Annotated in this window: 15 protein-coding genes; 4 read left to right on the forward strand and 11 right to left on the reverse strand. The window is 50.7% G+C overall.

Annotated features, from left to right (window positions below):
• Window positions 1-55: 55 nt before the first annotated feature.
• From ABFI50_RS11725 to ABFI50_RS11740, 4 genes are all read right to left on the reverse strand, one after another.
• A complete protein-coding gene (locus ABFI50_RS11725) occupies window positions 56-1,159 on the reverse strand; it encodes a hypothetical protein (RefSeq protein WP_063861802.1) in 1,104 nt (367 codons plus the stop codon).
• Between the two features lie 10 nt (window positions 1,160-1,169).
• Window positions 1,170-2,939, reverse strand: a complete 1,770-nt coding sequence (locus ABFI50_RS11730) for a restriction endonuclease subunit S (protein ID WP_063861805.1) — start codon at window positions 2,937-2,939, stop codon at window positions 1,170-1,172.
• Complete coding sequence (locus tag ABFI50_RS11735; protein ID WP_063861806.1) at window positions 2,939-4,411, reverse strand: N-6 DNA methylase; 1,473 nt, start codon at window positions 4,409-4,411, stop codon at window positions 2,939-2,941. The genes ABFI50_RS11730 and ABFI50_RS11735 overlap by 1 nt, the downstream gene beginning before the upstream one ends.
• A gap of 71 nt (window positions 4,412-4,482) precedes the next feature.
• Window positions 4,483-6,924: a DEAD/DEAH box helicase family protein gene (locus ABFI50_RS11740; RefSeq protein WP_063861807.1), complete on the reverse strand. Its 2,442-nt coding sequence runs from the start codon at window positions 6,922-6,924 to the stop codon at window positions 4,483-4,485.
• A gap of 265 nt (window positions 6,925-7,189) precedes the next feature.
• Between ABFI50_RS11740 and ABFI50_RS11745 the strand changes: the two genes are divergently transcribed.
• Window positions 7,190-10,705, forward strand: coding sequence for an AAA domain-containing protein (locus ABFI50_RS11745; protein WP_347484081.1), 3,516 nt, complete (start codon window positions 7,190-7,192; stop codon window positions 10,703-10,705).
• 70 nt (window positions 10,706-10,775) lie between these two features.
• On the opposite strand, the gene ABFI50_RS11750 is transcribed toward ABFI50_RS11745, so the two are convergent.
• Complete coding sequence (locus ABFI50_RS11750) at window positions 10,776-11,726, reverse strand: HNH endonuclease (protein ID WP_347484084.1); 951 nt, start codon at window positions 11,724-11,726, stop codon at window positions 10,776-10,778.
• Between the two features lie 302 nt (window positions 11,727-12,028).
• Between ABFI50_RS11750 and ABFI50_RS11755 the strand changes: the two genes are divergently transcribed.
• Window positions 12,029-12,502 (forward strand): SymE family type I addiction module toxin, encoded by a 474-nt coding sequence (locus ABFI50_RS11755; RefSeq protein WP_074172299.1) that lies wholly within the window; start codon window positions 12,029-12,031, stop codon window positions 12,500-12,502.
• Window positions 12,503-12,576: 74 nt separating this feature from the next.
• Here the strand turns inward: ABFI50_RS11755 and ABFI50_RS11760 are convergent, their stop codons facing one another.
• From ABFI50_RS11760 to trpS, 5 genes are all read right to left on the reverse strand, one after another.
• Window positions 12,577-12,948, reverse strand: coding sequence for a hypothetical protein (locus tag ABFI50_RS11760; RefSeq protein ID WP_045348371.1), 372 nt, complete (start codon window positions 12,946-12,948; stop codon window positions 12,577-12,579).
• A 115-nt stretch (window positions 12,949-13,063) separates the two neighbouring features.
• Window positions 13,064-13,543: a type VI secretion system tube protein Hcp gene (locus ABFI50_RS11765; protein ID WP_039271858.1), complete on the reverse strand. Its 480-nt coding sequence runs from the start codon at window positions 13,541-13,543 to the stop codon at window positions 13,064-13,066.
• Window positions 13,544-13,545: 2 nt separating this feature from the next.
• Window positions 13,546-13,893, reverse strand: coding sequence for a hypothetical protein (locus ABFI50_RS11770; RefSeq protein ID WP_063861810.1), 348 nt, complete (start codon window positions 13,891-13,893; stop codon window positions 13,546-13,548).
• The gene (locus ABFI50_RS11775) at window positions 13,886-14,569 is read right to left on the reverse strand and encodes a hypothetical protein (protein WP_050863177.1); all 684 of its coding nucleotides are present in this window, start codon (window positions 14,567-14,569) and stop codon (window positions 13,886-13,888) included. Before ABFI50_RS11775 ends, ABFI50_RS11770 begins: the two co-directional genes overlap by 8 nt.
• 172 nt (window positions 14,570-14,741) lie before the next feature.
• Window positions 14,742-15,746, reverse strand: coding sequence for a tryptophan--tRNA ligase (gene trpS, locus ABFI50_RS11780; RefSeq protein ID WP_063861811.1), 1,005 nt, complete (start codon window positions 15,744-15,746; stop codon window positions 14,742-14,744).
• A gap of 199 nt (window positions 15,747-15,945) precedes the next feature.
• Between trpS and fosA the strand changes: the two genes are divergently transcribed.
• Complete coding sequence (gene fosA, locus ABFI50_RS11785; RefSeq protein WP_023338973.1) at window positions 15,946-16,371, forward strand: FosA/FosA2 family fosfomycin resistance glutathione transferase; 426 nt, start codon at window positions 15,946-15,948, stop codon at window positions 16,369-16,371.
• Here the strand turns inward: fosA and ABFI50_RS11790 are convergent.
• Complete coding sequence (locus ABFI50_RS11790) at window positions 16,357-17,364, reverse strand: LacI family DNA-binding transcriptional regulator (protein ID WP_047343941.1); 1,008 nt, start codon at window positions 17,362-17,364, stop codon at window positions 16,357-16,359. The genes fosA and ABFI50_RS11790 overlap by 15 nt on opposite strands.
• Before the next feature lie 185 nt (window positions 17,365-17,549).
• Here ABFI50_RS11790 and ABFI50_RS11795 point away from each other — a divergent pair, with 185 nt between their 5' ends.
• On the forward strand, window positions 17,550-18,638 hold the full coding sequence (locus tag ABFI50_RS11795; protein ID WP_063861813.1) for a cellulase family glycosylhydrolase: 1,089 nt from the start codon (window positions 17,550-17,552) through the stop codon (window positions 18,636-18,638).

Genomic DNA, 18,638 nt, shown 5'->3' on the forward strand with positions numbered 1-18,638 from the left:
TGCCTTCAGAAATAATGATTTCTTGTATATTTGGAAAGCGACACTCCTTTGAAAATTACAATTCGGCGTTCCAGTTTCCGAAGTATCGCTTAAGTTTTTCAATAGTGTGTCGCCATTTTGGAGTTGTAGGTTTGCAGACCGTATTTTGATTACCGAAGAATCCGACCTCGTTCACCGCCTCTTGTTCACTGCGGGTCTCCAGCCATTTCACGGGGACAAAATACTCGGACTTGTCGGGGTCATCCGCATTCTGGTGGTAGAGATCTCTGTACTTAAGCACATCCATCGCCCGCTTTTCGCCATCGTCAGTGTTGATGGTGAAGCTACTGACAGGCTCAACGGCGCTCTGTACAATCCCTACGCCGACGTAACCTGTTGCCGGAATTTTTACCCAAACGCGGTCGCCCGGCTGAAGCTGTTTTAACGTCTGACTATACCAGCTCCCACCACCCGCACTGATAAACCCATATCGACGTGCCTCTTCCCAGACGCGACTTTGCGGATCGCCAAATGAGACATAAAACTCACCGTTCCATGGCTCTTTAGCGTTGGCGCTTGTTCCGGCAGTGGCTTGCGCGGCATTAGTTTGCGTTTCGCTCGGGTCGATAAGCCAGGCACGGCTTAAGAATTGTTCGTCACCATGCTGGAATACTTTAAAGAACAGAACGTTAATCGAGATGCCGTTCTTGCTCAGATAGTCGACGATACGCTCGGTGGAGGGATCCAGCTCCGCTGCGACAATAATGATTTGATGTGACTTGTTGATGGCATCATCTTCCAGCTCGGCATTGAAGCGTTGTCTGAATGCGTCACCTAAGTTTCCACCACCGGAAAATCTATCGTAAATCTGCGACAGACGTTCGGCACTTAAATCATCCACCCAGGAGGCGTAATCCAGCGCCTGGGCAACCACTTCACGCGGCGTGCGGTCGCGCTTGAGTTCAATCAGGATCAGCGAGGCATCCGGCGCGATAGCCAATAGATCGATACGCCCTTTATCGAGCGTATTTTCCTGATGGCCGATGATCATCCACTGATCGGAGAGGATGGTAGGGTCGTTTAAAATCATCTTCTCCAGCAGTTGCTCGCTGGCCAGTCGGCTGATGGTCAGCGGTTGAGGGTTCTCTCCCACCCGCCAGATAGCATGATGAATTGGCATCGACTGTTCCTTAGTTTAATGCTGCGTCAGTAAGGGCATCCGCCAGGTGGAGCTGGGTTTGTTGGGCAGATTGCAGGCGGGATTTAAGGCGATCGCAAATTGACGAAAGGTGTTCTATTTTTGAAACTATTCGCTTCTGTTCTTTCTCTGGAGGCATAGGGAAAAGAAAATTCGATATTTCAGAAAGATACAAACAAGGTTGTGCTCCTCCCCGTTTAGTTTCATTGATGATTTTCTGCAATAAAAATGAGTCCATTGAAAACTTAAGATAGTTAGAGTTAAACAACAATGGTTTTATAATTGCTACACTTCTAACTAATGCAAAGTTAGCACTATCTTTTATTAAAGAACTACGACCAATTGTTCCGCCAACAGATACAATTAAAAGATCACCGATCTCAGGAAGGCACCGCTCTCTTGATTTAAGATAATCCTCTTCAGAAATATAGTCGCAGTTATCATAATCAATATACCCATCTCGAACATTTTTAGCCGACAGTAATTTATAACCGTTAGTAATTCTCGGTGGGGTTTTATGATCACCATCAGTTATTTTTGACGTGATGTTTTGTAACTTACACCACTCCCATCCCTCCGGTAATTCAAATGGTTTTTCCTCATCATTCACAGGCGGCAACGGTTTTTGTTTTTTAATTTTACCTTCTTTCACCAGTTGCGCTTTTTCCTGCTCAATACGTTTTAACAGCTCAGAAGCAGGTTCGTCGTTGGGATCTTGCGGCACCAGTTTACCCATTACAGCCAGTTGCAGTATGGTTTGCTTGAGCGCATCGATACTCGCTTCGGTGGTAAAAAGCGTGTCGAAATGCAGGCTTATTCGTGCCCAGTTTTCAGCAAGAACTTCGGCATTCTGACTATCGGTCAGCGTTGCCAGCAGTGTTTCCACCAGTTGTTGATGTGCCTCCAGACTGGTTAGAGATTGCTGTTCCAGTTGGTCACAGAGGGACATGAGTTCTTCTACTTTAGAAGCAATTCGATTCTGTTCGCCAATAGGCGGAACTGAAATAACAAGCGGGTTTAACTTTTCGAGAGAAATATTAGCAATATTAGTTGTCTGACTTGAACTATCAATAAGAATAGATTTTATATTAGGAGAACGTAATACTGACATCAGAAAAGCAGCATTAAAGCCATATGGCCTAATGACGCTTAAGAAACCACCAAATGTTGCGGAGCCAGTAGGAATATTATAGATATATGCAACTTTCCCAACTAGCTCTCGACTATTTGCCATTGACATAACAATATCGCCTTTTTCAGCGAATTGCTCAGAACGCTTCACAAATGATTCACTGACATAAAGTAAATCATCCCATTCAATGCTATCTTGAACATTCGCTGTCCGCAGGCAAGCAACTTTTCCTTCTGACGGTTCTTTATGCTTTTCACTCGCAGGGAATGTAATCCCACGAATAATTGCAACAGTGCTACCTAAACGAGCCCACTCCCACCCCTCCGGCAATTCAAACGGCTTTTCATCTTCGCTAATTTCCGGCAGCGGCTTCTGTTTTTTAATCTTCCCCTGCTTCACCAGCTCCACTTTCTCAGCGGCAATACGCTTCAGTAACTCAGACGCCGGTTCATCATTCGGATCCTGCGGCACCAGTTTGCCACGCACCGCCAGTTCCAGAATCAGTTCGCGCAGTTTCTTGATGCCATACAGATCGATTTTGCCATTACTGCCGCGCCCGGTAGTGGAGCGGGTTTGCAGCGCAGAGGACCAGATATCGATATGGTCGGTGATCAGCTTCTCGACGGTCATCAGTGCGCCCCCTTGTTACCCGCCAGAGCCGCACCAAGGATATCGCGCAGCTGGTTACGCAGCTCGCTGATTTCCGCCTGCTGAGTCTGGTACTGCGCCAGCAGCTCATCCGGATCGTGGCTGATGGTTTCACCCTGATACGGGTTCTTGATATCAAGGTTGAAGTTACGGGCGATGATGTCGCCGATGCTGACTTTCCACGCCTGATTATTCTCTTCGCGGCTGGCAAAACCATCAGCTTCAAAGCCCCACCAGTCGATTTCCGCCTGGAACTCTTCAAACTTCATCGGCTTGGTTTTGCTGTAGTTCTTCACACCTTCCGGGTACGGGTGCTCGTAGAACCACACCTCTTTAGTCGGCTGGCCTTTGGTAAAGAACAGAATATTGGTTTTGATACCGGTATACGGGTTAAACACGCCGTTCGGCAAGCGCACGATGGTGTGCAGGTTGCACTCTTCGGTGAGCAGTTTTTTGATTTTGGTTTTTACGCCTTCGCCAAACAGCGTACCGTCCGGCAGGACCACCGCTGCGCGGCCTTTGTCGGCCAGCACTTCGATAATCAGTTGCAGGAACAGATCGGCGGTTTCACGGGTCTGCATCTCTGCCGGGAAGTTTTTCTCGATGCCGTCTTCTTCGGTGCCGCCAAACGGCGGGTTGGTGACAATCACGTCCAGCTGTTCATCCCACGAGGAAAGCGGTTTATTGAGCGTGTTGTCGTGGCGAATTTGCACCGGCACTTCAATACCGTGCAGCAACATGTTGGTGGTACACAGCAGGTGCGGAAGCTGCTTTTTCTCCACGCCGTGGATCTGCTGTTGCAGCGTTTTATGGTCTTCGGTCGTTTTAACGTAATGCTCTTTCACATGGTCGAAAGCGCAGGCAAGGAAGCCGCCGGTGCCACACGCCGGGTCCATAATGGATTCGCCCAGTTTTGGATCAATACGATTGACCATAAAGCGCGTCACGGCACGTGGGGTATAGAATTCGCCCGCATTTCCGGCGCCTTGCAGATCGCGCAGGATCTGCTCGTAGATATCGCCAAAAAGATGGCGCTCCTGGCTGCTGCTGAAGTCAATTTCATTGAGCTTGTTGATTACCTGACGCAGCAGCGTACCATTTTTCATGTAGTTGTAGGCATCGCTGAACGCCTGTTTAACCACAAAGCCACGCGGGTTCTTATCGATCGGCGCGGTGAGGTTTTTCAGCGTCGGGAACAGGTCGTCGTTCACAAATTCCAGCAACGCATCACCGGTGATGCCTTCGCTGTTTGCCGCCCAGCTACGCCATAAATAACGCTGCGGGATAGGGAACTGGTAGTCATCCTGCTCCAGTTCCAGCTCTTCTTCTTGGGTATCAAAAATCTTCAAAAACAGCAGCCATGAAAGCTGCCCCAGACGCTGGGCATCGCCGTCCACACCGGCGTCTTTACGCATAATGTCCTGAAGAGATTTAATGACTGAACTAATCGACATGTTTTCTTTCCATACTTAAAAAGGATGCTACCGGTCGCAGTTGCGGCTAGTGGCAATAAATTTACGTGTTATCAGGCTGAGCGCGGCGGTAGCTGGTAAATTTCGTTTTCCAGTTCGTTAACGGCTTGCTCATACGCCTTTTTGTCGCCAAAGCGGGTTTTGATGATCTCTATTGGTCGACCCAGTGCATCGAACGGCTTCAGTTTTAGCACTTGAACATCCTCGATTTCCTGCACGCCTTCATCGGCGTATTTGTCCAGCAGGGTGTAGAGAACTTGCTGAGCCGGTTCGGCGTATTTCGTAAAATAGTTACGCTTACGTACGTTGGCCGCGCGCTCCTGACGGGTTAACGGCGGCTGACCGTACACCACATGACAGAGCAAATCAAACGGGTCGAGATCTTTGCCCACCTCTTCGGCCAGCACATCCCACAGAATCCCCAGCTGTGCCAGTTCTTCAATAATCGCCTGCTTGCGAGGCGCCTCCTGCCATTTGCGCACGAAGCTATCCAGCGAGGCGTACTCGCTGTCTTTCAGCATCGTTTTGCGGGTGTAATCCTGGAAGGATTCAGTGACCAGCTTGCCGTCAGAATCGTAATACTGAACGCGCTTCGCCAGTACTTTCACCGCTACGCCATTCACATAGAACTTGCGGACTTTTTCTTTATCATCGCTATGAAATTCACCGTTTCCGGAATGGTTGTCGCGGTTAACATGATACTCAGCGGCGTCTTCTCGCATTTCATTGGGAGGATTATTCCCATCATCGTTCGTGGTTTCTTCATCCAGCCGCTCATTGAAGTCGGAGCTTTCATCGGAGATATCGTCGGGTTTTACCACCAGCACTTTTTCCGGCAAACCGTCAAAGCGTGGGTCGGCAAACAGCTCGGTCGCCTTTTTGAAATCGAGAATGGTGAACCACAGCTTGCCGTGTTTTTCGTTGATACGTGTGCCGCGCCCGATGATCTGTTTAAATTTAGTCATCGACTGGATGTTCTGATCCAGTACGACCAGCTTGCAAGTCTGCGCATCAACGCCGGTTGTCATCAGCTCTGATGTTGTCGCGATAACGGGGTAGGCTTTCTTAGGATTAATAAAGTTATCGAGTTGCGCCTTGCCGATGTCATCGTCGCCGGTGATTTTCATCACGTACTTTTCGTTCTTCAACACCTGCTCAGGGTTGAGCACCACCAGCGCGTGGCGCATACGGTCGGCGTGATCGATGTCGTTGCAGAAAACAATGGTTTTATCCATCGGATTGGTGCGTTTCAGGTAATCAGTGATGGTCTGCGCTACCAGCATGGTGCGTTCATCAATGACCAGTTTGCGGTCAAAATCTTTCAGATTATAGATTCGGTCTTCAATCACTTCGCCGTATTTGTCCAGCTGGCCTTTGACGGGACGCCATCCCTGAACATCAACATCGATGTCAACGCGCACGACTTTATAGGGGGCGAGAAAACCGTCTTCAATGCCCTCTTTGAGAGAATAGGTGTAAACCGGCTCACCGAAGTAATCGATATTGGAGACGTCTTCCGTTTCTTTTGGCGTCGCCGTCAGGCCAACCTGTGTGGCGCTGCCGAAATACTCCAGAATCTCTCGCCAGGCTGAATCTTCAGACGCGCTGCCACGGTGGCATTCGTCAATCACTATCAGGTCAAAGAAATCCGGCGCTACCTGTTTATAGGCTTTCTGATGCTCTTCCGGTCCGGTAATAGCCTGGTACAGCGCCAGATGCACCTCATAGGCGGGATCGATAGTGCGTCCGGTAACTTTGGTCATTGCTGTACCGAAAGGCTGGAAATCATTGTTCTTGGTTTGATCGACAAGGATATTGCGGTCAGCGAGGAAAAGGATGCGTTTTTTGTTTTTGGCCTTCCAGAGCCGCCAGATGATCTGGAATGCGGTATAGGTTTTACCCGTACCGGTTGCCATGACCAGCAGAATGCGATTCTTTCCTGCCGACACGGCATCTACCGTTCGGTTGATCGCCTGCATCTGATAGTAACGAGGAGATTTGCCGCTACCGTCATCGTAATAATCCTGACTAATAACGGGCAATTGCTCCTGAGTGAACCCTTTCCAGACACAGTATTTTTGCCAGAGCTGCTCAGGTGTTGGGAAGTCGCTGAGGGCAATTTCGGATTCGAGCTGCTGCGGGTTGGTTTTATCGTGGAAGATAAACCCATCACCATTGGAGGCAAACACAAAAGGCACATCAAGCAAGTTGGCGTAGTCCAGCCCCTGCTGCATTCCTTTGCTGATGGCGTGCTTATTGGCCTTGGCTTCGATCACTGCCAACGGCAAGTTTGGCTTGTGGTATAGCACGATATCGGCAGATTTGACTTTGATACGTGAGGCCAGTTTGCCACGGACTACAACTTTGCCATCGCGCAGTTTTACTTCCTGGCGGACTTGTGACATGACATCCCAGCCTGCGGTCTTGACGGCAGGCAGGATATATTTGGTAATAATGTCTGTTTCCGTCAGATGAGTTTTGTTTTCGCCAACCATAGCAGAGCTCTCAACGAAATAGGATTAGCTCTGATTTTACACAGATTAATGTATCAGGTAATGAGCTGATCAGGTGTTTTGGGGAACAACGGGCAAAATCAAGGTGGATAATTCGAGTTATTAGCATTCTTCACCTTCAAGAATTTACTACATGTTTGTTACTAACAATTTATTGCGATCGCGCTCGCAACGTGGACAATACTTAATCATATGAATAATTTATATCAGCGAAATCAATAATTTCATTTAAGTCACGGGATGGGGAATGGACAGTAATACTCAGGGATTCACTTCATACTGGCGTAATACCTTAGCTGATGCCGAGTCTGGAAAAGGGGCATTTGAGCGCAAAGAAGAAGATTCATTCATACAATGGATGAACGTCCAGCAGGGAAGGTTGGATGAAGAGATAGTGCAGTCGTTCTTCGAAGGCGAAGACGAGCAGGTTAAAACCGTCGAGGTGTTGTTACGGCCGCAGGTGTGGATCCGCCTGTTAAAGCATGGCAAAGAACGGACGGCAGGTGCTCCCGGTATCGTTACACCATTGGTGACTTCCGCACTGTTGAACCGTGAAGGCTTCTTGTTTCCCGCATCTCCTGCAACCATTCCCCGTGACCTGCTTGAACCACTCCCAAAAGGTACTTTTTCTATTGGTGAGATGGTGGAATATGACAGGTACAAAACCACGCATGATTCAATCACTTTTGGTCCCGGTGATGAGGATGAACAGCGCGAGGAAACAGATGAACAACGGGCGGAACGATATGCTCGCTATAAGCAGTTGTGGCGAACGTACCTTAAAGAGACATATGAACTTTTAAAAAGTGTGGCCGGGAAATGGCTCGATTCACCAGAGCAATATGAGCCGGCTGGATATGGCTATGTGATTAAAGCCAACCAGTCTGGCGGCGCCAGCATTCATATTCTGCCCATGTACGATCATTTACTGTCGTGCAAAAAAAAGGTGCCATTGCTGGCGCGTTTTGCTTCACAAAATAAATCTTCTGTTGAGCCGCTCCTGGCCAGTAATGCCATGTTCAGTGAGCGTCTGGGCCATTCTGGCGACAAATTCCCTCTGGCTGTCGCACAGCGCGATGCCTTGAGCCATTATCTCACTCAGCAGCCGGGCGATATTCTTGCTGTGAACGGTCCTCCGGGAACCGGAAAAACCACCCTGGTGCTCTCTATCATTGCCACAGAGTGGGCGAGGGCGGCGCTTAACAAAACTGAACCACCAGTGGTGATTGCGACTTCAACCAACAACCAGGCGGTTACCAACATTATTGAGGCGTTCGGAAAAGACTTTGCTACCGGCAGTGGGCCTATGGCCGGACGTTGGTTACCTGATGTAAAAAGCTTTGGCGCTTACTTCCCGTCTTCAAGCCGAAAAGCCGAGGCAGCAAAAAAATACCAGACAGAAGATTTTTTTAACCGTGTTGAATCCCTTGAATATGTAGAAGATGCGCTGTGCTTCTTCCTGGAAAAGGCAAGGGCAGCTTTTCCGAATGAGGAATGTTCTTCTCCTGAACAGGTTGTGGATCTCCTTCATCAGCATTTGGTTGAACTTTCTGCAGAGCTTGAGCAAATCGAGCCTGCGTGGGACGCCCTGAACGCCATACGCGAGGAGCGGAGCGCCGTCAGTGACGATCTAGAACAGTATATTGAGGATAAGAGAACGTCACTGCTTAATAGCACAAATGAAATCTCGCTATTAACGCAGGGCAAAAAACAATGGGAACAATATCGCGCCGGTGAGTCGATCATGTTTGCACTTTTCTCCTGGCTTCCCGCCGTGCGTACTAAGCGTCACTATCAAATAAAGCTGTTTTTGGAGGCTACGTTTGGCGAAAGAATGACTGCATTCCAGGGAACTCTGCCTGACGGAATTGATACCTTTATCAATGGATTGATTGAACAAGCGCGTAAAGAACTGGCCGGGTATCAGCAGCAGATTGATCTTGCTGAGGACATTTCCCGACGTGAAAGCGAAGCAGCTATACGCTGGCACGATATTACACACTCACTGGGAAATCCGGGCGAAACAGAGTTGAGTCTGCATGAAGCCGATGAGCTTGCAGATACACAGCTCCGTTTCCCGGCGTTTCTGCTGGCGACGCATTACTGGGAAGGCCGGTGGCTGATGGATATGGCTGCTATCGATAACCTTCAAAAAGAAAAAGGTCTCAAAGGGGCGAAGACCATCAAAGCCCGCTGGCTGCGAAGAATGAAGCTCACTCCTTGCGTCGTGATGACCTGCTTTATGCTCCCTCACCATATGCTCATCAGGGAACATGTTGGCGGCAAGAAGTTTGATGATGGTTATTTATATAACTTCGCCGATTTGCTGATTGTCGATGAAGCGGGGCAGGTTCTTCCTGAGGTTGCCGCCGCGTCCTTCGCACTGGCGAAGAAAGCGCTGGTGATTGGCGACACCGAACAGATTGCGCCTATCTGGAATAGCCTGCCTGTTATTGATATCGGCAACATGGTTGAGGAAAACATTCTTCCGGGAGGAACGCAGGAAGAACTGACTGATGCATATGCCCTGGTGTGTGAGTCAGGAAAGAGCGCTGCATCCGGCAGCGTTATGAAGGTTGCACAGTTTAACTCGCGCTACCAGTACGATCCGGATCTGGCGAGGGGGATGTACCTTTATGAACACCGCCGCTGCTTCGATAACATTATCGGCTACTGTAACGCCCTCTGCTATCACGGTAAGTTGCAGCCTAAACGAGGGGAGGAAAACGGAACAATCTTCCCTGCAATGGGCTATCTGCATATAGATGGTAAAGGTATGCAGGCCAGTGGTGGTAGTCGCTATAACGACTTTGAAGCGAAGACGATAGCGGCATGGCTTGCAGCGCATAAAGACGAGATTGAGCGGCACTACAATAAACCGTTACATGAATTAGTTGGCGTTGTGACCCCGTTTTCGGCGCAGGTCAGTGCGATTAAGTCGTCATTGCGTAAGCTGGATATCCATTGCAATGGTGATGAAAGCTCGCTGACCGTCGGGACGGTCCACTCCTTACAGGGAGCGGAGCGGGCAATTGTGCTGTTCTCTCCCGTGTATTCGAAACATGAAGATGGCGGATTTATCGACAGCGACAGCAGCATGCTAAACGTTGCCGTTTCGCGTGCGAAGGATAGCTTCCTGGTCTTTGGTGATATGGACCTTTTTGAGATCCAACCCGGATCGTCACCACGGGGGCTGCTGGCGAAATACCTGTTTGCTTCCACTGACAATGCGTTGCAGTTTGAGTTTCAGGAACGCCAGGATTTAACTAACTCACAGACGCAGATTTCCACCCTGCACGGTGTGGAGCAACATGATGCGTTTCTGAACCAGACTTTTGACTCCATTAATCAGAGTATTACTATCGTTTCCCCGTGGCTCACCTGGCAAAAGCTGGAACAGACAGGTTTTCTGGCGTCGATGTCTCAGGCGCGCACCCGCGGAATTGATATCACTGTAGTAACGGATAAAACGTTTAATACAGAGCATGCAGATTTTGAAAAGCGGAAAGAGAAACAACAGCGCCTGAATGAAGCCCTAGAAAGGTTGAATGAAATGGGCATTAGGACGAAACTGGTCAACCGTGTTCACAGTAAGATTGTGGTTGGTGATGAGGGGCTGCTCTGCGTAGGTTCCTTTAACTGGTTTAGCGCCGCGCGAGAGGAAAGATACCAGCGATACGATACGTCGATGGTCTATCGCGGTGATAGCTTAAAAGCTGAGATCAAAACGATTTATTCCAGCCTTGAGCAGCGGCAGTTATAAAACGGTATGAAGTGCCTGAGCACCCTTATAAATCACAGGGTGCTCAGAATGTTTAATACAATCATGTCTATTAACCCTTAAAAACATTTTGTCGGTGCCATTGCATGTAATTGTATGAGGGTTTCGGCAACGCAATGATCCTCTCTGGTAAATTCAGTTTGTCGCATGTACCAAAATCAAGATGATTGCTTATCAGAACGTCGCCTTCGTTAGCGAATGAAATCCAGCCAGAGTCAAATAAAGTATCAATATGAGCCGCAAGCATGAGACCGTTATACGGATCTAATCTTTCTTTCGCAGTTTGGCATGCGGACCAGGGCTTAATATGGCTCGCTCTCAGTAATGGCTGAAATGTAATACCTGTTACAGGACAGGCGGGATACAGTCTCAGGCATTCTGCCCGGAAATTACCCTGTCCGATTCTGGCCTGAATCAATGCTGTTCGGGTTGTTTCGTCTATCGCGAGATCCTGAGTGATAATATCAATGTCTGGTTGAACGAGAGCGATTCGGTCGTTCGGGTTTTCATTTACCTCAAATGGCTCAGGTGTTTCAAACCCCAGTTCCTTGAACAGCGCAGAGTGAAATTCTATAGGTAAATATTGTACAACTACCTGTTTTGCGAGCGAATCGATCAAGAGTTTCTGATTTTGTAATAGAAAAAAGGAGGTAACATCAAAGCCACCGCGCACGTTGTTATCTAAGACCGTCTGCAGCCTCGGTTCCTCAGGGCTTTTAAGTAGTGCAGAGTCTGTTCCTTCCAGTGCCCAGAAGCCATCATGCTTTAACCGCCAGAATGGCATTAGAACTTCATAGTTGCTGCGTTTTGGCCCGTAGCGTTTTAGCAAATCTCGTAGTTGATCTTTTATTTCATCCTGAAACTGGAAAAGCCGCTCATGGCCTTTCTTGTACTGGGAAAGGATGTACAGAACAAGTAAGGGTTTATTCAACGCTGGTGCTTTGTTGTACCAGGCAGTTTTCATCCCGGCAATTTTTTGACTAAGAGATTTTGCGATGGTCATAGTTCGGTTACAGGAGCTAGTAGTTTTGCGATGATGCTCGAAAAACCCAGACCAATCAACCCGCAATCAACAAAAACATGACCTTACTGCACAGAACTCTATTTCCTGAATCCCCCTCGCAAATTCCAAATTTACTCAACGCCAAACCGCTGTATTTATATTCAGCCCTGTATAATGGTCACCAGAAATTACGCCAACCGGCGAAAGGAAGTATCAAAGAAATCTAAACGAGGAATTCGCGATATGAAGGTGCTGCAACACCCCCATACCGCTAACCACAAACAACTTTGAAGGAGTTGAAAATGGCTGCGACGAATTTTAAGCCAGAGTTTACTGTTTGCAAAACAGAATCAGACGCTTTCACCGGCATGATTGAAAACCGCGAACTGGCACGCAAAAACAGCGCCCGCCGTCTGCACGGCAACCAGCCCAACGCGGCGCCCGTCCATCCACGCGTGGAGACGCTGCAGGACAGTGCCGCCTGCTGCGAACTCTATTCCCGAATAGATATGAAATATCTTCTTCTGGGCGGCGAGTGGTTAACCCGTGCGGGCTTTATCGACGGCATGCCCGTAAAAATCCGCGCCATGAAAGACTGCATTGTGATTACGCCTCAGCATACAAGAGAATTATGGGGATGCCTGGAAGGTATGAGTGTGGTGAATATAAATAAGCAGAAAGTCGCGCAGTGGTTGAAGACGTTTCCGGGAGCGCTGAATGAAACAGGCGATATACCGGCTGTTAAGCGTGAAACAGGGCAGGCGATGTCGGAGTAACTGTGCTTCCCATCTAATGTAACGCTTGAAGCAATAAAACGGGCATGTCATCTCATGCCCGTTTTAAGTAAAAATCAATCACGCTTAACCTGCTCTTTCACAGCCTTAACCAGCGCAGCGTGAAGTTTGCCGACGGTTAAATCACATATAACAGGTTCGGGTATGCCACGTATCCAGCGGATAAACCGACAGATGCCAAAAAAGTCTATGCCTTCACCCGTAAACAAATACTCATTCTCTGCGAGAGAGAACGTTTTCCTGTAGCCATCTTCTTCAGTGGCAAGCTGAACGCCAAACGCTTCTTCGCAGTCTTCCAGTAGGTCTTCGCCGTCGATACCGCAAATATGCAAATCGGCCTCAATCAACGTATTGCTATCGATAGGTTTACGATGCTCACCTGAGGAGTTTCGAACAACCTCAATGACTTGAGAGAGTGTGGGTTCCATAATGATGCTCTCCTTTAAGGCGGTAGAAATAATCGCCAGCGCTTCCCGGCGGCGCTCCGCTTGGTCGGACCGACAAGCACAACGTTACCTCGGCCCGAGAAATGTTAAAGTCGGTTCAGGCTATCGCCATATGATTCCAGGCATCTCTGTAAACTATATTCCCGTCACAGTGTTTCCAGGTGATTGCTTCATATCTTAGCTCGATCGTCTCTGTATGCGTTCCTGTTCCAGAACCCGGGAACAGATTTGGCGTGATACCCGTGATTTTTACATTCTCCAGGATAATGTTGAAATATTCTCTCTCGATTCCTGCATCATCAATTTGATACATTTTGATCGTAGCCGATTTTAGTGTTTGGTTTTCACACAGCGCCCTGAAGAGTACGGGTGTCGTTTTATCAAACTCTTTCTGAACGGCAATCGGTGTATGTACACGGGTACCTGTTAGTCGGCCTGTATTTCCACTCACAGGAATGGTGAGGTGATGAGCGACCGCCTTTAATTCAATAGCGCCTAACCTGCCGGACACCATAGAACCTCCTACGACGGGTGAGCCATTAGCATCGGTTAACCAAAGATATGCTGGATTTGACATGATTATTCCTCATCTATTTTTACAAAAGAAGGTAGGTGCAACATCGCCACGACCCATATGAACAAGCCAATAATTTTCAGCGGCCATGGTTCAAGGACAGCTATACAAGCAAATGCACCGATGATCAGTAAGGGGCCCGATAACACATCCAGGATCCCGCCAAAAATATGTATCTTGCCTGGTAGTAATTTATTCATTACTAATGAAATAATGTAGGCGCTTAGGGTAATGATGCAAAAGGCGATTGTTTTATCATGCCAGGTTTCGAATTCAACCCAGCAAACGATATAGGCTAAAAATAAATACGAGCAAAGGAGCAGGTTTATAACTGGGATAATCAACTTATTCATACGTTCCTGCCGGAGTGTGTGCAGTTAGTTTTTCATTAACTTTCTTCATGATCTGAATAAATACAGGCATACCTTCTGAATAACCTGCATGGAGAGCATCTACGAAAGGCTGAACGGCATCAGCGAAAAGAAAATAAAGTAGGTCGTAGTCTCTGGGTCTCAGAAGTTGATATACCTCTGGGGCTTCTGCTTTGAGTCTGTCAGATATTCTGATTGAGCGTTCAGCCATTCCCCCAAACAAAAGAAGTGTACTCAGCGCCGTGATTGGATTACCTTTCCCTTTAAAAACAACAAACGTGAATGACGTTCTTTCAATAACGTGCTTCGCGATAGTTGATGCAATAATATTTGTTGATATTCTACCTGCAATAGAAGTCATTACAGATCTGTATATTTTATCCTGTTCCGCTTCCGTTAAATATCTGTTGAACGCTTTGAATATGACTTTGACTGCATTGACAATGTTCTCGTAATTCAAAATGTCGTTTTTTATGGCAGTGACTATTCGTATGCGTTGAGTTTCATGCGCATACCTGGTATCTGTGTCAAAGATACCATAAGCCAGATATCCATAATCTAGCGGTACAGATAGTCCTCCATTTATAAGCCCAGTAACTGTATCAGGAGAAACTATTATGTTGCATAATCTCCGGGCTATATCTTCTACATCAGCCATAAGAATCCTTTAAATGCGCAATAAAGGATTTATCAATGTAATATTAATGTGATTGAAGCAATTTATATTATCTAAATAAGAAATTAAGAATTGTTAGAAGTGTCAATTTTATCTTTAATGAGATAATCAGCGGCTTCGTGCCTATACCACGCACTCCACCGCTATATCGACTTTAATTAAACACCGGCACCCCCAGCCCAACCTTCACCTCCCTCAACGTCGCCTGCGTCACCCCCTGCGCCCGTTCGGTCCCGCGCTTCAGCATCGCCATCAGTTCCCCCTTATCCTGCATATACCTCGCCCTCCGCTCCCGCATCGGCGCAATCAGCTCCTGCAAACACCCCTCCAGCTCGTTCTTGCACGCCCGGTCACCCAGCCCGCCCGCCTGATAGTGCGCCTTCATCGCCGCCACTTTCGCCTTGTCCGGATGAAACGCGTCGAGGTACGTAAACACCACGTTCCCCTCAATCTGCCCCGGGTCGCTCACCTTCAGGTGGTTCGGGTCGGTGTACATGGCGCTGACCGCACGATGAATGGTCTCTTCGCTGGCCGAAAGGTGCAGCGTGTTGCCCAGCGATTTCGACATCTTGGCGCTGCCGTCGATGCCGGGCAGGCGGCTGGTGTCGCTCAGCATCGCCTTACAGTGGCGCAGCACCGGGGTGGGCAGCAGGCTGTTCATCTTATGCACAATCTCGTTGGTCTGCTCAATCATCGGTAGCTGGTCGTCGCCGACGGGCACGCACTCGGCCTTAAACGCCGTGATGTCCGCCGCCTGGCTGATGGGGTAGGCCATAAACCCGACCGGCAGCGAGCGGGAAAACCCCTTCTGCACAATCTCGTTTTTCACCGTCGGATTACGCTCCACGCGGGCGACGGTGACGATGTTCATATACAGCATCGTCAGCTCGGCGAGGGCGGGCAGGGCGGACTGCAGGCAGATCGTGGTCAGGTTCGGGTCGATGCCCGCGGCGAGGTAGTCGGCCAGCACTTCGGGGATGTTGTCGCGGATTTTTTGCGGGTTGCTGCCGTTGTCGGTCAGCCCCTGCAGGTCGGCAATCAAGACATACTGGTTATGCGTCTGCTGTAGCGCCACGCGCAGGCGCAGCGAACCGACGAAATGGCCCAGGTGCAGCGGGCCGGTTGGGCGGTCGCCGGTGAGGATGGTTTGAACGTTCATAAAGACTCCTTAATGTGCAAGTGCCGAAAGGGGTCTTAGAAATGTGAAAGCCGCCTTTCGGCGGCTATCTGAAAATGGGGAAAACTACTCCGTGCCGCCTTTAAGAAGGCAGCCACCAGCGGTTTACGGTGAGCACGGCGTGGTTTATGTTCATCTCTTTACCGTATCACGTCCGGCGCGAAAAACAAAAGGGCTCATTATGCTGCAATCACTCAACCATCTGACCCTCGCGGTCAGCGACCTGCAAAAAAGCGTCACCTTCTGGCACGAGCTGCTGGGGCTGACGCTCCACGCCCGCTGGAATACCGGGGCCTATCTAACCTGCGGCGATCTGTGGGTCTGCCTGTCGTACGACGAGGCGCGCCAGTATGTGCCGCCGCAGGAGAGCGACTACACCCACTACGCGTTTACCGTGGCGGAGGCGGAATTTGAACCGTTCTCGAATAAGCTGGAGCAGGCGGGCGTCATCGTCTGGAAGCAGAATAAAAGCGAGGGGGCGTCGTTCTATTTTCTCGACCCGGACGGACACAAGCTGGAGCTGCACGTGGGCAGCCTCGCCGCGCGGCTGGCGGCGTGTCGCGAGAAGCCCTATGCGGGCATGGTGTTTACCTCAGACGAGGCTTGAGGCGCGCACCTTCAGCCTGCCCGCCAGCGTCACGTGCGTGGCGGCATCTTCCTGATTGCACAGGTACTCCACCGCCAGCCGTCCCAGCTCGCTGTAGGGCAGCTGGATACTGGTCAGCGGCGGGGTGAGCTGCTCGGAGATCTTCTGGTCGTCGTAGCCCGCCAGCAGCATGTCCTGCGGGATGCGCACGCCGTTCACCGCCAGCGCCTGATAGCAGCCAATCGCCAGCCAGTCGCTGGCGCAGAAGATGGCGTCCGGGCGCTCGGCCAGTTCCAGCAGGGACGTGGTGGCGGTAAAGGACTCGCTGAACTGCCAGTTGGTCTGGCGCACCAGGCCCTCGTCGCACGCGAGTCCGGCCTGCTGTAATGCCGCCTGGTAGCCCGCCAGACGCTGGCGGGAGGCCTCCATCCAGCTCTCCCCGGTAATGTGTGCGATGCGCGTCGCACCGCAAGCAATCAGGTGTTTAGTGACCTGAAAAGCATTGGCGTAGTCGTCCGGAATAAACGACGGCAGCAGCGGCGAGCCGGGGTCGCGCTGGTTGAGCAGCACCAGCGGGATGCGGGTGCAGTCCTGGAAAGCCGTCATGTCCACCAGCGTGGTGACCGGAGATGCGAGAATAATCCCGATGCAGTTGCGCTTCTCCAGCTGGCGGATGATGTTCAGCGCCAGCTCGATGTCGTCGCCGTAGTCGTAGACGGTGAGCAGGGTCTCGTTGCGCCACGCCGCTTCCCGCGCCTGGCTGATGGCGTCGATAAACGGGTCGAAGCTCTGAACGGAGCTGACCAGCAGGGCGATCTCTTCCTGGTTGCGCGGGGCGTGAACGGCGGGGAGGCGGTCGTAGCCGAGCTCGGTGGCAACGCCAATCACCCGCTGGCGGGTGTCGTCGCTGAGCTTGATGTTGCGGGACTGGTTAAGCACCAGCGATACCGTCGCCTGCGACACCCCTGCCGCCCGCGCAATATCGTTCATCGTCACTTTCGGTTTTCGCTTCATCCGTCCTCTCCCTTTCGCGAATTCGCATCATACCTTAACCGCGCGCTTACGCGCCGTCGATCACGTTTCTCATTCATCGAAGCGCGAACTTTGTGAAGGCCGTCGCTTTTCGGCGTGCCGTGATTTGCGCATTTATCCCGCAACTAATATTTATTAGCTAAATATTATCAGTAAGAGGACGCGTAATGAAAGAGCAGTGGAGCAGGGAGCAGGCACAGGCGTGGTATGAGCAAAAAGGCTGGCTGTGCGGGTTTAACTATTTGCCGTCGACGGCGGTGAACTGGACCGATATCTGGCAGGAAGAGACCTTCGATGCCGAGACCATCGACCGCGAACTGGGCTGGGCGGCGGAGGCGGGCTACAACACCCTTCGCATCAACCTGCCGTTTATCGTCTGGGAGCATGACCGCGACGGGCTGATGGCGCGCATCGACCGGTTTTTGACCATAGCCGACGGCCGCGGGTTCAGCACCATGCTGACCCTGATGGACGACTGCGGCTTCTCCGGCGACGAGCCGTACCTCGGCCCGCAAAAGCCGCCCGTACCGGGCAAGCACAACAGCCAGGCGGCGGCGAGCCCGGGGCGGGATAAGGTGTGCGATCCCGACTGCTGGCCGCAGGTTGAGCGCTATATCCGCGACGTTGTCCGCCAGTTCCGCGCGGACAAGCGCGTGCTGCTGTGGGATCTCTATAACGAGCCGGGTAACCGCGGCATTTTCGCGACGGGCACGCAGGAGGTGCAGTACGACGCGAAGCTGGAGACCTGCGCCCATGAACTGATGAAGCTGGCGTTCCGGTGGGTGCGTGAGGAGAACCCGACCCAGCCGCTCACCGTCTGCGCCTGGCGTCTGCCGCCGGAAGAGGAGGGCGAAACGTTCTTCCAGCATCCGCTGGACCAGACCGCGCTGGCGCTCTCGGACGTGGTGAGCTTCCACGCCTACACCCACACCGGGCGCATGACGGCGATAATCCAGCAACTGCAAACGCTTGGTCGTCCGCTGTTCTGCACCGAATGGCTGGCGCGCCACGTGGGCAGCACCATCGAAGAGCAGCTCCCGCTGATGTATGCGGCGAAGGTCGCGCCCTACCAGTGGGGGCTGGTGCGCGGCAAAACCCAGACGTGGCTGCCGTGGCCGGTGGTGATGAAGGAGTCCACGGACTACTGCCGTCTCTGGTTCCACGACGTGTTTGAGGAGAACGGCATTCCGTTCTCACGCCGTGAAATCACCCTGATGCAGCAGCTGCGTAAGATCGCCCCGAAGGCGCAGGACTAA

It is taken from the genome of Enterobacter sp. HNDS-6 (genome assembly GCF_039850505.1).
Taxonomy (GTDB): Bacteria; Pseudomonadota; Gammaproteobacteria; order Enterobacterales; family Enterobacteriaceae; genus Enterobacter; species Enterobacter kobei.